The sequence below is a fragment of the Chelativorans sp. J32 genome (assembly GCF_000518985.1).
Taxonomy (GTDB): Bacteria; Pseudomonadota; Alphaproteobacteria; order Rhizobiales; family Rhizobiaceae; genus Chelativorans.
Genome location: NZ_JAEQ01000004.1, coordinates 332,976 through 346,645, shown reverse-complemented (window position 1 = coordinate 346,645; position 13,670 = coordinate 332,976). Strand labels below are relative to the sequence as shown.

Below are 13,670 nucleotides of genomic sequence, written 5' to 3'. Positions count from 1 at the left end.
CTAAGGCCTGTTGAGATTCATCGGGAGTTTATGACGGCTGCTGCGAGATGGATGATGGCGTTGAAGCTCTGGTCGGTTTTGTCGGCACGCATGGCGATGCGCTTGAACTCTTTGAGTTTGCAGAAGAAGTTTTCGATCAGATGACGCCATTTGTACATCTCCGCATCGAGAGCAAGAGGCTGAGCGCGGCGCGGGTGCTGGGAGATGATGATCCTGGCGCCGCGTTCGTTCAGGTCTGCGACGATGGAATTGCTGTCGAAGGCCTTGTCGGCGATCAGCGCGCCGAAAGCGACACCGTCAATGAGCGGCGGCACGCCGACCGTATCGAAGCGATGGCCGGGCAGGAGAATGAAGCGCACGAGGTTACCGAGCGCATCGGTGAGCGCGAGGATCTTGGTGGTCATACCGCCCTTGGAACGGCCTATGGCCTGGCTCTGAGTCCCCCTTTTGCGCCCTGGCCGTGGCGGTGGACCTTGATGATGGTGGCGTCGACCATGGCGTACTCCATATCCGGCTCGTCGGAGCACGCGTCAAAAAGCCGAACGAATATATCGGCTTTGACCCAGTCTCGGTATCGCTTGAACACCGTGTTCCAGTTACCAAAGAGCGCGGGCAGGTCGCGCCACGGGCTGCCCGTCCGCACGATCCACAACACCGCTTCGAGGAACAGACGGTTGTCGCTGCCGCTTCGCCCGGGGTCCGTCGGCTTGCCCAGGCAATGTGGCTCCATCTTCGCCCATTGGGCGTCAGTCAGTACGAATCGCTCCATCCGAAGCTTGAATCACGAACAAGCGCGGCATGGAATCCTGAATCTCAACAGGCCTTAGTGCAGGATCTGCGACAGGAACAGCTTCGTGCGTTCATGCTGCGGGTGGTCGAAGAACTGATCGGGCGTGTTCTGTTCCACGATCTGCCCCTGATCCATGAAGATCACGCGGTTCGCCACCTGCCGGGCGAAGCCCATCTCATGGGTGACGCAGATCATTGTCATGCCTTCCTGAGCCAGGTCCACCATCGTGTCCAGCACTTCCTTGATCATCTCAGGGTCGAGCGCCGAGGTCGGCTCGTCGAACAGCATGATACGCGGGTTCATGCAGAGGGCGCGCGCAATGGCCACGCGTTGCTGCTGCCCGCCTGACAGCTGGCCCGGATATTTATTCGCCTGCTCGGGAATCCGCACACGTTTGAGATAGTGCATGGCCATCTCTTCGGCTTCCTTGCGCGGGGTCTTGCGGACCCATATCGGCGCCAAGGTGCAGTTCTCAAGAATCGTCAGATGCGGGAACAGGTTGAAGTGCTGGAAGACCATGCCCACCTCGCGGCGCACCTCGTCGATCTTCTTCAGATCGTTGGTAAGCTCGATGCCGTCCACGACGATCCTGCCCTTCTGATGCTCTTCCAACCTGTTGATGCAGCGGATCATCGTCGATTTGCCCGATCCGGACGGACCACAGACCACGATCCGCTCGCCACGCATCACCTTGAGGTTGATGTCGCGCAACACGTGGAAATCGCCGTACCACTTGTGCATGTCGACGATCTCGATCGCGACCTCCGTATCGGAAATCTTGAGCTTGGACCGATCGACCTGGATGGCCTCGGCGGCGTTGAGATTTTGAGCAGCCATTGTGCTCTCCCCTTATCGTTTGTGGCCGGTGTCGAACCGGCGTTCCATGAACATAGAATAGCGCGACATGCCAAAGCAGAAGATCCAGTAGACGAACCCCGCGAAGACCAAGCCGGTAGCGGCGGTGGTCGGCGTTATCCAGTTCGGATCCGAAAAGCCGCGGCGCACGGTGCCCAGAAGATCGGCAAGCCCGATAATATAGACGAGACTCGTATCCTTGAAGAGGCCGATAAAGGTGTTCACGATTCCCGGAATGACCAGCTTTATCGCCTGCGGCATGATGATGAGACGCATCATCTGCCAATAGCCGAGGCCCAGCGCCTGCGCACCCTCATACTGGCCTTTGGGAATTGCCTGGAGCCCTCCCCTGATCACCTCCGCCATATAGGCTGCCGAGAAGATCGCAACGCCGATCAGCGCCCTGAGCAACTGGTTGAAGGTCACCCCTTCCGGCAGAAGCAGCGGAATCATGAAGGTGGACATGAAGAGCACGGTGATCAGCGGCACGCCGCGCCAGAACTCGATGAAGATGATCGAAAAGAGCCGCACGGCCGGCAGATGCGAGCGCCTTCCGAGCGCAAGCAGAATGCCGACCGGCAAGGATGCGGCAATGCCTGTGAGAGCCACCACGAGCGTCAACATCAGCCCGCCCCAGAGATTGGTGGGAACGTGTTGCAGACCGAAATCGGCGGCAAGCACAGCAATCAGGACAGCCGTTACGAGCGGAGGAAGGAGAATGCGGAGCACGCCGGCATGGCGGGGTTCGCGCGCACCGAGCGAGGAAAGGACGCTTGCCCCGATCGAGCCGAGCGCCAAGAAGAAGGCGAACAGCGAGAGCATAGAGAAGCGGAAATCAAGAAAGGTGACCCTGCCGCTCGCAACGACATTGGCAGCCAAAAGCACCAGCAGCCCCACCAATGCAAGGCCGTTTGCGACCTTCAACAGCTTCGCGGATGCCGTCACGTTCCCGGCCGCCAAAGCGCTGGATATGAATGCCGCGATGATGAAGAGAAATGCGACCCAACCGCCGCTCAGGCCAATGTTTCCACCGGTAAGCAGGACAAGCGCTACGAAGGGAAACACGAGCACCAGAAGGATCGCGTTCAGTCTCTTGTAAGGAGCCGTAGGTATCGCCAACGGCACCATCAGCACGGCGAGGAGGGCGAAGAGGAGATCGACGCGCCAGCGCTGGTCGAGTGGATAGAGCCCGTAGACGAACTGGCCGAGCTTTGCATGGACAAAAGCCCAGCACGCCCCGACGGCACCTCCTTCACCCGCCAGGCATGCCTCGCGGTTCTCACCAGTGAATACGGCGGTGGCAAATCCCCATTGGACGAGCCGCCACACCGCCCAGGCGGTGAAGAGCCCGAGCACGATCGTGATGATCGTATCGAATGGCGTTGCGAAAAGGTTCTTCCTCAGTGTCGCCACAGTACCGAACTCGCTCGGCGGCGGCGGAAGGGGCTGCTTCTGCTCGCGTGCGACATAGGCTGCGACTTGTTCTTCCACGGGAAGCCTCCTATCGCTCCACAAGCGCCACGCGAGCGTTGAACCAGTTCATGAACGCGGCCGTGGCGACGCTGAGCCCCAGATAGACGACCATCCAGATCGCCACCACTTCAACCGATTGCCCGGTCTGATTCAGGACCGTCGAGCCGACGGCGACCAGTTCCGGATAGCCGACGGCCAATCCCAGCGACGAGTTCTTCGTCAGGTTGAGATACTGGCTTGTCAATGGCGGGATGACCACCCGGAATGCCTGAGGCACGATGACGAGCCTCAAAGATTGTCGCCGGGTAAGCCCAAGGGCAGACGCAGCCTCGGTCTGCCCCTTGGAAACCGAGAGGATTCCGGCGCGGACGATCTCCGCGATGAAAGCCGCGGTATAGAAGGAAAGCGCGAGAAACAGCGAGAGGAACTCCGGCTTGATCTGCCATCCGCCCACCAGATTGAAGCGCGTCGCCTGCGGCAGCTCGAAGCTGACAGGAAGGCCGGTGATCAGGAAGACCAAAAGCGGCAAACCGATCACGAGAGCCAGAATGGGCCACAGGACCGGGCGTTTCACGCCGGTCTGCATCTGCCGCAGCTTGTTTTGCCGCGCAAGAACAACAGCCATCGCGATGCCTATCGCGAAGGCGACGAGTGTCCATACGGCGATGGGCTCGAATCTGGCCGCGGGCATCTGCAGGCCGCGATTCGAAAGATATGAGCCGAACGGCAGTTCGAAGGCTTCTCTCGGGAGAGGCAGGACCGAAAGCACGCCGAAATACCAGAACAGGATGACCAGAAGCGGCGGGATGTTCCGGAATATCTCGACATAGACGGTGCATAGAGCACGGACGAGATAATTGCGCGACAGGCGGCCCACACCGATGATGAAGCCGACGATCGTGGCAAGCAGGATGCCTGACACCGCGACGATCACCGTATTGGTGATGCCCACCATCAACGCGCGTCCATAAGTGGAATTCGCGGTGTAGGTTATCGGCACCTGGCCTATGTCGAAGCCCGCCCGTGACTCAAGGAAACCAAAACCGGATGCGATATGAGCGCGGGTCAGATTATCTATGGTGTTGTTGATGAGCCAAGCGGCAAAAGCCAGAATGGCGATGATCAACATGATCTGAATGATGAGCCCGCGCGTGCGGGGATCCCGCATGAGTCCTACCCTCTCATGCGGCAGCGAAATGCTCGAAGTCTCGACAGTCATGCGATTTGCCTATGCAGCGCCAAGGCCCGCCCTCAATGAGGACGACCTGCAACAGCTCGGCTAAACGGAGAAGCCGCGCCAGATATTGCCGCGGCTCCTTTCCGTTCGCTCAGCGGACCGGCGGGGCGTATTGCAACCCGCCCTTTGTCCAGAGGGCGTTCAGCCCGCGCTGGATCTTCAGCGGTGTGCTCGGACCGACATTGCGGTCGAAAATCTCGCCATAATTGCCGACGGCCTTGATGACATGAACCATCCAGTCATTGGTGAGGCCGACATCCTGGCCGAAGGTGCCATCCTTGCCCAGGAGCCGACGAACGTCCGGATTCTCGGAATTCGCTGCCATCTCCTCCACATTGTCTTGGGTCACGCCGAGTTCTTCAGCATTCAGCAGCCCGAAATGAACCCACTTCACGATGTCGAACCACTGCTCGTCGCCCTGACGGACAACCGGGCCCAGCGGCTCCTTCGAGATGATTTCCGGCAGCACCACATGCTCGTCTGGATTGGCAAGCTCGAGCCGGCTCGCGTAAAGACCCGATGCGTCCGTCGTCAACACGTCGCAACGCCCCTGCTCATAGGCGGAGTTCACGTCCGACTGCTGCTCGATGACGACCGGGTTGAACTCCATATTGTTCGCACGGAAGTAATCCGTCAGGTTCAACTCGGTTGTCGTACCCGCCTGCACGCACACGGTGGCGCCGGACAGTTGCAGGGCCGAGGTGATGTTCAGATCCTTGCGGACCATGAACCCCTGGCCGTCATAATAGTTCACGCCCACGAAGTTCAGGCCCAGCGCCGTATCACGGTTCATGGTCCAGGTCGTGTTGCGGGCCAGCAGATCGATTTCGTTGTTCTGCAGGGCAGGAAAGCGCTGGACGGCCGAAAGCGGCGAATACTGCACCTTGCTCGCATCGCCCTCGAACACCGCCGCGGCGACCGCCTTGCAATAATCGACGTCGAGGCCCTGCCACTCGCCCTTGTCATTTTGGGAAGCAAAGCCCGGCAGGCCGGTATTGACGCCACAGCGCAGCGCGCCCCTGTTCTTCACGTCATCCAGCGTGGCGGCAGAGGCCGGTATGGCGGCATACGCGATCACGACGGAGCCGAGCAATGCCTTAACGAGATTTTTCATGTTGTTGACCCTTATTCTAAGAAGCAGGGCTTATCCCCAGTTGCGTGCAGAAGCCGGATATCCGCTCCCTCGAGCGACGGCTTTTTCTCCCAAGCACGGCCCCATCAAATTTAATAAATGAGCGCCGGTCAAGAGCTTACGCACAATTGACGGGACGTTCCCAAGTCTTGTTTAAGCGCCCTGGAATAACTAAGCCCATGCCAATCAGCGCGGAAAAGCACGGAGCACGGCGAAAATGACCACCAAGCGGAAAGACGGGATCAACACCAGGCTCGCCCATATCGGCAATGATCCCCGTGCCTTCTATGGCTTCGTTAACCCGCCTGTCGTGCACGCCTCGACGGTCCTCTTTCCGGACGCCGAGACGATGAAGTCGCACAACCAGAAATACACCTACGGGACCCGTGGCACTCCGACCACGGACGCTCTCGCGGAAGCCATGGACGAGCTCGAAGGATCAGCCGGGACCATCATCGTGCCCTCCGGGCTTGCAGCGGTTACCGTTCCGCTTCTCGCCTTCCTGGCCGCTGGCGACCACGTGCTCATCGTCGACTCGGTCTATGGGCCCACCCGCCGCTTCGCAGACAGCATGCTCAAGGGCTTTGGGGTGGAGGTGGAGTATTACGACCCCCATATTGGGAGCGGCATCAGCGCGCTCATGAAATCGAACACCAAGGTGGTTTTCACCGAGTCACCAGGCTCTAACACATTCGAGATGCAGGATATTCCAGCCATAGCGGCCGTAGCCCGACAGAAAGGCGCGATCGTTATGATGGACAATACCTGGGCAACGCCGGTCTTCTTCCGGCCGCTCGAACATGGAGTGGACATCTCCATTCACGCGGCCACCAAATATCCCGGCGGCCATTCGGACGTCCTCCTCGGCACGGTCTCCGCCAACGAGAATTGCTGGAAGCGCCTGCACGACGCCTTCATCACTCTCGGCACATGCGCGGGGCCCGACGACGTCTATCAGGTTCTCCGGGGGCTGCGCACAATGGGAGTCCGGCTGGAACGCCATCAGGAAAGCGCGCTTGAAATCGCGCACTGGCTGGAGGGTCAACCGGGCGTGGCGCAGGTGCTCCATCCTGCCCTTCCCTCACATCCCGGTTACGAAATCTGGAAACGCGACTTTTCAGGCGCGAGCGGCCTTTTCTCCTTCGTCTTCACCGGCGGCGGAGACCATGAGGCAAACGCTTTCCTGAATGCCTTGAAATTTTTCGGGCTCGGTTATTCGTGGGGAGGCTTCGAAAGCCTTGCGGTTCAGGTTTCACTTGCCGACCGCACAATCGCCAAAGGCAATTATCCGGGTCCTGTGATCCGCTTGCAGATCGGACTGGAAGACGTGGAAGACCTCAAGGCCGATATCGCGAACGGGCTGAAGGCAGCGGGTCTAGGATAAGCGTCCAAGAGTGGCGACCCCGACAGGATTCGAACCTGTGACCATCGGCTTAGAAGGCCATCCGAAAGCGAAATGTATTCAAACAAAGTTCCGACTGTTTGTCCTCTTCGGGAGGCATGAACAGACCGGGAAACTTGAACTCTAAATCCGCCCCAGCCCTATCCCCTGCTTTCTGCGCTTCGAGGACTCAGGTGTTTGCGATCGGTATGCCGGCCGCTGGTTGGGGTGGGGATGCCTGATGGAGAGACTGCCTGCGACGTTCTTTGTGAGGGATATGCACTGCGGTGAAGACCAGGACATCAAGTCGATCGGTGCATGTGAACGCCAGGATATAGTCTACTCCCTTCCTCAACTTTTGTAACGGGCGCCGATATACCTCTTGCAACTTACCGCGTCATAAGTCTTATTACTGGTTGGGGAGTATGGGATATTACAACGATCGGTTGCTTCCGGTCGCTGTGCCGAGGTTTGGGGGCGCGTTGATGAGCGGCAGCCGGATTCCGTTATTATTGTCTTTTTTTGACGCCGCGGGGATGTAGTGCCGTGGGGCAATTGTCTAGCCTGATGCTGGCAATACTACCAAGGCATTTCCTCGTTACGCCCAGCGATCAGCGCAAGATAGACTTCAACCCAAAAACGAGCGTGGCCAGCGCTCGCTGCACTCTTCTGGCTCATGCGCTCGTGCCTGAGCGCACGCTTCAGAGCGACAGCGCTTGCCTCGGCGCGATAGCCGTCCCGCAAAGCAGACGCGACATCTCGCACGAGGTCTTCTCGCGCGAGTTGGGCGAGCTCGCCAGATTGAAGAATACGGTCCCATTTCCTATCAGGCATGAACGGCCTTCTAATCGCTACACCTTCTTTTACGCCGCAAGAATTGCGTGTGCGTTATGCCGCCTCATGCCTCTCAAACAAGATCTGAGGGGAGATCATGCATAACAGGCTTGGTTCAATGAAACCCGCACCATCGGTTTGTGAAGCGGTGTGGAAGGCGGATAGTGTCGAAACTGCCATCGAGACCATCAGAACTTTTTTCAGCTTGCATCATGTGACGTGTCACCTGGGTTTCTCGAATTCGTCCATCGTAGAAGCTCCTTATGTGAAGAGCACATATTCCTCCGAATGGCTCGCCCGATATTTGCTTAAGCGATACCTCTTGGTCGACCCAGTCGTTCTTGAAGGGTTTTCCCGCCGTCTGCCATTCGACTGGACTGAACTTGCGGTAACACCGGAGGCTCAAGCTCTTCTTGCCGATGCGCGCGCCTTTGATGTTGGAACCTGCGGATACTCTGTTCCGGTTGTCGATAAATCCAACCGCCGCTCCCTGTTCTCTATCACCGCGAATATGCCGGAGGAGGAGTGGAGACGCTTTACGGCTGAGAACGGCGGCGCGTTGGTCGACCTGGAGCAGATCGTTCACCAGAAAGCTGTAATCGAGGCGTTTGGGCCTGAACAACGGTTCCCTCATCTAAGCGAGCGGGAGATCGAGTGTCTTTCTCTTATTGCCCAAGGCAAAGATTCCCCCTCCATTGCACTGATCCTCGGACTCTCCGAAAACACGGTCCGAGCTTATCTGAAATCCATTCGTCACAAGCTTGACTGCACAACGATGGCTCAAGCCGTGGCAAAGGCTATACGACACCGGGTCATTGGGAGTTAATACCCCTATTCGGGTGTATCGATCTTTGTATGCCCTCCGCGGTCACCCCAAATAGATACGCCATTTCAGGGCAATTTCCCTCCCCTGGAAGCTAGTATTCACTCCCCGCCGTCAACAAAAAAGGGGGTTGGGGACAATGTTCACAACAATCAAAGAGGTCAATTACGCTGAAAATGAGGTTGTCCTAGCGGAGATGTTCCGTCTCAGGAAGCGCGTATTTCATGATGTGCTGGGATGGGACGTCCCAGTCAAAGGAGATCAGGAACGAGACTTCTACGGCAGCCTTGGTCCGGTCTATCTCGTTTGGTGCGATCCGGAGCTGCAGGTTCTCTATGCTTCGCTTAGATTGATGCCTACAACAGGCCCCACTCTTCTGAGCGATGTCTTTAGCGACACGATGCCGAATGCCGCTGCATTCTCAGCGCCGGGGATCTGGGAGGCTACCCGATCGTGCGTTGATGTGGAAAGTCTCGCCAGAGATTTCCCGAGCCTCTCACCAGGTAAAGCATTCGGTCTGCTTCTGCTGGCAACGGTGGAATGCTGCCTTGCCCACGGCATCGAGACGGTGGTTGCGAATTATGAGCCCCGCGTGAAGCGCATCTATGAAAGGTCCAGCGCCATCTTCGACGAGGTGGGTCGCGCAGATGGCTATGGCAAATTTCCGGTCTGCTGCGGTGCCTTTGAGATCTCAGAGCGCGCCGTGTCGCGCATGCGAGAGCGCCTGGGTTTCTCGGAGCCCGTTTTTACACCCTATAGCGCTACGCCGCGCCAGCTTGCCGCCTGATCAACAACAATCGAACCGCTTCGTGCCTGGAGTATCCGTATAATGAGTTCCAACGATAACAGCTCGGCAAAAGCCGACCCGCACATGATGGTGATTCCGACCGAGGATCTCATCGTCATGCACCTTTTTGAGGCGCGCCGCCTGGCGCTCACGATGGCGAAGAAAATCGACAATCGCTTGTTCGGCTACATGATCGACATGGCCGCAGATGTGGCGATGGAAGGCCGCGTTAAGCCCGTCAACTCGGCTCTTAACTCCTAACTGCCAACCATCCCACTGCCGCGGTTAAACTCCGCGGCCAGATCTCAGCAATCTCATTCATATTCGGAGAATCTTATGTTGGCCATCAAGAAGCCGGTGACCATCCGGTACCGGTCTGCCGATACTTTGCCGCCAGTTGCTGCCGGCGAGATGGAAACCTTCATCGTCGTGACCGCGAATTCCGCAGGCGAGATGCACTGCTTTGCAGCGGATTACCTAAACGACTTCCCGCTATGGAGCGAACCGCCAGTGTTGCAGGAAAACCCCTTCGTCAGAGCGGATGGATGCAATGCAACTGGATGGTTTGATCACCTGCCGGACGAGGAGAACGGCGCAATCATCTCACCGCTGAAGCTCGTCGAAGGGCAACGCATAGTCGGATGGGCTCCTGTCAGCGAAATGATCCCAAAGCCATAGTCAGAAAGAGGCGCGGTAATGCGCGCCCTTCTGAACCTTAGTGAGGCGGGTATTTGCCCGGCTCCCGTAAAGTTCGGCCAGATTATTTTCGTCCCGGTAGCGACGTAGGCAAGCGGCCAGCGCTGCGAACAGAGCCACAATCGCCGAGGGGCACGGCGCTGTGTGTCCGTTCCCGGCTGCTTTCGCCACCTGCAGCACCATCTCGAACTCAACAGGATCGACAAGCGTCTTGTTGAGTCCGTCGCCAGCGTAAAAGCTCTGCCCTCTCCCTACCATCCGCCTTGCGCCACGTTTGGCCACCAGAACCGGCAGAGAGGCCCATCTTGCGCCAGGCGCTTGCCGAACTCCTCCTGGTTGATCGTGCTAGCCATGAAGCTTTCGTAGCCCCTCCGCTTCAGGAGGTGGTAGTCGAGCCGGTCTTGTAGATTCGGAGTCAAAGATCTGATCGCCGCGAACATGCAGTTCCTTGGAAGGTCGATCAGCGTGGCTCGCATGAACAATAGCCGCCGGCCGTTCTTCGACCAAAACTTCTGCGCATCCACGATCTCGCCGATTGTTATGCTGGTGAGCGGCTGCGCGAGCTTGTGCTGCTTGTAGGCATAGATTACGTCGTACGCCTTCCGCCCGACCTCGCTCTTGCGAATGAAGTCGAGCAGGATCGCCGCGCCGGCTGGTACGGTGCGGTCCATGTCGGGTCCTTTTAAGCCGTCAGAACAGAGGGCGGGTTAAAACCGCCCCGCAGGTAAGTGAACGTCCCCCTAAGAGGGCTTCGGGATATCGTTAACCCTAGACGCAAAAAGTTCGCGCGCGGGGGGATGGCAGTGGAATTTGATTGCAGCAGCCGTGTGGGTGCTATTCGCCGTGCTGATTTCTCATTCAGCTGACATTGACATGCTTCTGCAAGTTTACCTTCGTCTCAAAACTTCGAGTTCAGTAGATCTCTGGGCCGCCGAGCAACCGCGGTTCGGTTGCCTCAATTTTTATGATACTGCCCCTCCGCGCTAGCGGCAAAGAATCCATTTGTCCTGCTGGTGGCAAACTGCTTCACGCGGTGCTCTTTCTTTGGCTTCCTCAAGATTGAAATCGCTCATCGAATAGACGAAGGCGGATGTCTCGAGGCCCGCGGTAGCAATCTCGGTAGCCTCAGCGTTGCAATCAGGCACATACCTAGCCAAATAACCAGTCGTAATTTTTAGATGTAGCTTAGACGCGATTAGTTGGATCGGCAAAATCTCAGCATGGTCGGCCTTGCCGCATCGAAACTTGGGGTAGAAATATATAGTTTCTACTCCATTCAACGATGTAGACCAGGCATCAATGTCAGCAACGATTTCCGCGGGACGTTGTGATGTCGCCTGTGCCCTGGCCCTAACGGTTTCAAGGTCTATCCATTGAACGGCTAATATCACGACGCAAGCGACCGCAGCACGCCTCGCGTTCATTCTTGCAATCGCAAGGGCTACTACAAAGGCGAGAACGTAGGAGACGGGCCAAAAAAAGCGACCGGATACGCGGAAGGTTCCAGTAATCTCGGTAAGAGGCCAAGGTACGTCCCAATGGATCAGGTGCAGCGGCCCAGCATAAACATCATTCGATACTGCATAGCCGGTGAGAATGATGCAGGCCGCGATAAGCGACGGACCGATCTGACGGAGTGGTAGTGCATTCCGCGCGAACGCTACCGCTGCGCACGCACCTAGAAGCCCAAATCCTAAATAGTTGTATCCTTCAGATTGACCAATGGTCCCAAGTGAATAACTAGGAAAATCAATGATACTACCCCCGACGAGGGGGGCGAGCAAATTCATGGAGTAATAATCAAAGCCCCCCTCTTGGACCGACGATCCGAAGCCAAACCCGAACATGATGGGAAAGGTTATAGCGAGCGGGAGAAACGCCAAGCCGTAGCGCCAGATCCCCGACCAATGACCGTCACGGCAAAGGTCTGCTGCAGCCGCCACCATGATTGTAAGCACCATCGCCGTGATGTAGAAGTTAATATAGAAGGAAAGCAGCACAAGAGATCCCCAGCCAACCGTACTGACATAGCCCCTCAAGCGGTCTCTAAAGTACAATCCTATTGCAAGTACGATAAGGAAGTGGGCCATTAGGCTTAGATGCCCGAGCCTGTAGCTAAGCGCGGGCATTTGAACACAGAGACCAACCGCCAGAATCAATGAGATCCAATTGATTTGACCGGACTGCTTTAACGCCCACCATGTCGCGAGCCCTAAAAGCAGGAAGCAAAGCAACACCCAAATTCCAAAAGGATTTTCAGGTGCAATCGGCCCTAGGACTTTCAATACCAGCGCAAACAACGGAATTGCATCCGTGAATGCCACTGATGTCCCAGTAGACCAGTTGATAGAGTTGATCCGCAGCAACGGCAAACCCCAAGGCTCGTTACGGAATGCCGTTAGCCCTGAGATGTACTGAGTGACATCCTGTATGTGAGTCTGCCAGTAACTGCTGGTGCCCCAGATGAATCGAGCACCGGGGAATATGACTTCGAAATAGGCCCACGCGAGAGCAATGGAGATAAAGGCCGCCCCCCACCCATCTGGATTCATCCGCCACGTCTTTCGGTGCATTTGTTTTCCCCTGCGATGCACTTCGTTCGAAGGGCTTATGCGGAATGCATTCTCTTAGCAACTGAGGCGACTCATCATCCGCGAAGGCGAGGCTTGAACGCGTTCAACCTGAGTCTTACGAATGAAGTCAAGCAGGTCCCGCACCGGCTGGTGCAGTGCGGTCCATGGTAAGTCTCCAATTTCAGGTGGCGAAGGGTGGCAATCGGCCGCGCTCGTTGGCATGGAGCCGCGGTTTCTTTCGTAAGTGGAGCAAAGTGCGGTCAGCCACGACCGCACTGATCGTGGATCTTAATGGTCAACTACGCCTAAAACAGCCTAGAATTCTGCCACCCCTGCGTCCCGTCACGAATGTTCGAGAAGCTTCCGCTTGGATCGACGGATAGAGTGCAAGGCTTTTCAAACTCCATGCGCCAGCCACTTGCATGGAGGAAGTTGATCAACTCCCCCTCTATTGCGCGGCTATGTGTCCCCACAACAATGTACGCAACACGGCGATCGAGACTACCTATGCACTCTTTGATGAATGTGGCCTCAGCACCCTGGATATCTATATGGAGAAGGTCGACGCGATCGCGTCCACCAAGTACCTGCTCCAGCGCTAGAATTGGGGTTGATATGTAATCACCCACGGCTTGTTCGAGGAACCGCCGCGCTGAATCGTCGGAATCGAAGAACTGAGGCTCCTGCCCATAGGATTGGCAAGATTGCTCCACGACGGGAAACAATGCCACCCCCTTGGCGGGCCCAACGACTCCATTCACTGCATCGAATTCTCTCGGGGCGAGACCGTTTTTGAATGCATGTTCGGCTATGAACCTCGAGTGTTCTTGATCACCTTCAACGCCAATGGCGTACACATCCCTTCCGAGACGCTTAGCAGCGACGGCTGAGTTCACCATCCAGCACCCCCACCCCGCGCCTAATTCTACGACCGTGAAGCATTGATTCGAAAGCTCCACGGCCCTCAGCACGGCCGCCCATTCGACCAGCTCGGCATGATTGTTGCAGGGGATAGGAGGTCCCTCTACGACGCCACCCAAATGCGAAAACGCACCGACGTATCTGATGTCCGTGGCAACACCCAAATAA

General features: G+C 57.1%; 14 protein-coding genes. 5 read left to right on the top strand and 9 right to left on the bottom strand.

Annotated elements, in window-relative coordinates; translation table 11 throughout:
* Positions 1–17: 17 nt before the first annotated feature.
* The 5 genes from CHEJ32_RS26670 to CHEJ32_RS0109010 form a co-directional block, all read right to left on the bottom strand.
* Positions 18–769 (bottom strand): IS5 family transposase gene (locus tag CHEJ32_RS26670; RefSeq protein ID WP_156936657.1). Its coding sequence is split into 2 segments (ribosomal slippage): positions 18–439 and positions 439–769, totalling 753 coding nucleotides; the frame shifts between segments, so codons are not numbered across the junction.
* Between the two features lie 54 nt (positions 770–823).
* The gene (locus CHEJ32_RS0109025) at positions 824–1,627 is read right to left on the bottom strand and encodes an amino acid ABC transporter ATP-binding protein (RefSeq protein WP_028033577.1); all 804 of its coding nucleotides are present in this window, start codon (positions 1,625–1,627) and stop codon (positions 824–826) included.
* Positions 1,628–1,639: 12 nt separating this feature from the next.
* On the bottom strand, positions 1,640–3,136 hold the full coding sequence (locus CHEJ32_RS0109020; RefSeq protein ID WP_028033576.1) for an amino acid ABC transporter permease: 1,497 nt from the start codon (positions 3,134–3,136) through the stop codon (positions 1,640–1,642).
* A 10-nt stretch (positions 3,137–3,146) separates the two neighbouring features.
* Positions 3,147–4,337: an amino acid ABC transporter permease gene (locus CHEJ32_RS0109015; protein ID WP_051469561.1), complete on the bottom strand. Its 1,191-nt coding sequence runs from the start codon at positions 4,335–4,337 to the stop codon at positions 3,147–3,149.
* 109 nt (positions 4,338–4,446) lie between these two features.
* Positions 4,447–5,469: an amino acid ABC transporter substrate-binding protein gene (locus CHEJ32_RS0109010; RefSeq protein ID WP_028033574.1), complete on the bottom strand. Its 1,023-nt coding sequence runs from the start codon at positions 5,467–5,469 to the stop codon at positions 4,447–4,449.
* A gap of 235 nt (positions 5,470–5,704) precedes the next feature.
* Here CHEJ32_RS0109010 and CHEJ32_RS0109005 point away from each other — a divergent pair, with 235 nt between their 5' ends.
* Entirely contained in the window at positions 5,705–6,871 is a 1,167-nt protein-coding gene (locus tag CHEJ32_RS0109005; protein ID WP_028033573.1) for a cystathionine beta-lyase, read from the top strand.
* A 576-nt stretch (positions 6,872–7,447) separates the two neighbouring features.
* Here the strand turns inward: CHEJ32_RS0109005 and CHEJ32_RS0108995 are convergent.
* Positions 7,448–7,702 (bottom strand): hypothetical protein, encoded by a 255-nt coding sequence (locus CHEJ32_RS0108995; protein WP_028033572.1) that lies wholly within the window; start codon positions 7,700–7,702, stop codon positions 7,448–7,450.
* A gap of 97 nt (positions 7,703–7,799) precedes the next feature.
* Here CHEJ32_RS0108995 and CHEJ32_RS0108990 point away from each other — a divergent pair, with 97 nt between their 5' ends.
* The 4 genes from CHEJ32_RS0108990 to CHEJ32_RS0108975 all read left to right on the top strand — a co-directional run bounded on the left by CHEJ32_RS0108990 (position 7,800) and on the right by CHEJ32_RS0108975 (position 9,990).
* The gene (locus tag CHEJ32_RS0108990) at positions 7,800–8,528 is read left to right on the top strand and encodes a LuxR family transcriptional regulator (RefSeq protein ID WP_084032735.1); all 729 of its coding nucleotides are present in this window, start codon (positions 7,800–7,802) and stop codon (positions 8,526–8,528) included.
* A gap of 136 nt (positions 8,529–8,664) precedes the next feature.
* On the top strand, positions 8,665–9,312 hold the full coding sequence (locus CHEJ32_RS0108985) for an acyl-homoserine-lactone synthase (RefSeq protein ID WP_028033570.1): 648 nt from the start codon (positions 8,665–8,667) through the stop codon (positions 9,310–9,312).
* A gap of 42 nt (positions 9,313–9,354) precedes the next feature.
* Positions 9,355–9,573, top strand: a complete 219-nt coding sequence (locus CHEJ32_RS0108980) for a hypothetical protein (RefSeq protein ID WP_028033569.1) — start codon at positions 9,355–9,357, stop codon at positions 9,571–9,573.
* Between the two features lie 75 nt (positions 9,574–9,648).
* Positions 9,649–9,990, top strand: a complete 342-nt coding sequence (locus CHEJ32_RS0108975; protein WP_028033568.1) for a hypothetical protein — start codon at positions 9,649–9,651, stop codon at positions 9,988–9,990.
* 269 nt (positions 9,991–10,259) lie between these two features.
* On the opposite strand, the gene CHEJ32_RS24280 is transcribed toward CHEJ32_RS0108975, so the two are convergent.
* From CHEJ32_RS24280 to CHEJ32_RS24275, 3 genes are all read right to left on the bottom strand, one after another.
* On the bottom strand, positions 10,260–10,679 hold the full coding sequence (locus CHEJ32_RS24280) for a hypothetical protein (protein ID WP_051469559.1): 420 nt from the start codon (positions 10,677–10,679) through the stop codon (positions 10,260–10,262).
* A 312-nt stretch (positions 10,680–10,991) separates the two neighbouring features.
* Entirely contained in the window at positions 10,992–12,581 is a 1,590-nt protein-coding gene (locus CHEJ32_RS0108965; protein WP_028033567.1) for a DUF6311 domain-containing protein, read from the bottom strand.
* A 305-nt stretch (positions 12,582–12,886) separates the two neighbouring features.
* A complete protein-coding gene (locus tag CHEJ32_RS24275; RefSeq protein ID WP_156936656.1) occupies positions 12,887–13,666 on the bottom strand; it encodes an FkbM family methyltransferase in 780 nt (259 codons plus the stop codon).
* Positions 13,667–13,670: the final 4 nt, after the last annotated feature.

Coding starts and splice junctions, on each gene's coding strand:
- CHEJ32_RS0108985 (WP_028033570.1), top strand. CDS start 8,665: ATGTTCACAACAATCAAAGAGGTCAATTACGCTGAAAATGAGGTTGTC.
- CHEJ32_RS0108995 (WP_028033572.1), bottom strand. CDS start 7,702: ATGCCTGATAGGAAATGGGACCGTATTCTTCAATCTGGCGAGCTCGCC.
- CHEJ32_RS0109005 (WP_028033573.1), top strand. CDS start 5,705: ATGACCACCAAGCGGAAAGACGGGATCAACACCAGGCTCGCCCATATC.
- CHEJ32_RS24280 (WP_051469559.1), bottom strand. CDS start 10,679: ATGGACCGCACCGTACCAGCCGGCGCGGCGATCCTGCTCGACTTCATT.
- CHEJ32_RS0109025 (WP_028033577.1), bottom strand. CDS start 1,627: ATGGCTGCTCAAAATCTCAACGCCGCCGAGGCCATCCAGGTCGATCGG.
- CHEJ32_RS0108980 (WP_028033569.1), top strand. CDS start 9,355: ATGAGTTCCAACGATAACAGCTCGGCAAAAGCCGACCCGCACATGATG.
- CHEJ32_RS0108965 (WP_028033567.1), bottom strand. CDS start 12,581: ATGCACCGAAAGACGTGGCGGATGAATCCAGATGGGTGGGGGGCGGCC.
- CHEJ32_RS0108990 (WP_084032735.1), top strand. CDS start 7,800: ATGCATAACAGGCTTGGTTCAATGAAACCCGCACCATCGGTTTGTGAA.
- CHEJ32_RS0108975 (WP_028033568.1), top strand. CDS start 9,649: ATGTTGGCCATCAAGAAGCCGGTGACCATCCGGTACCGGTCTGCCGAT.
- CHEJ32_RS0109015 (WP_051469561.1), bottom strand. CDS start 4,337: ATGACTGTCGAGACTTCGAGCATTTCGCTGCCGCATGAGAGGGTAGGA.
- CHEJ32_RS0109010 (WP_028033574.1), bottom strand. CDS start 5,469: ATGAAAAATCTCGTTAAGGCATTGCTCGGCTCCGTCGTGATCGCGTAT.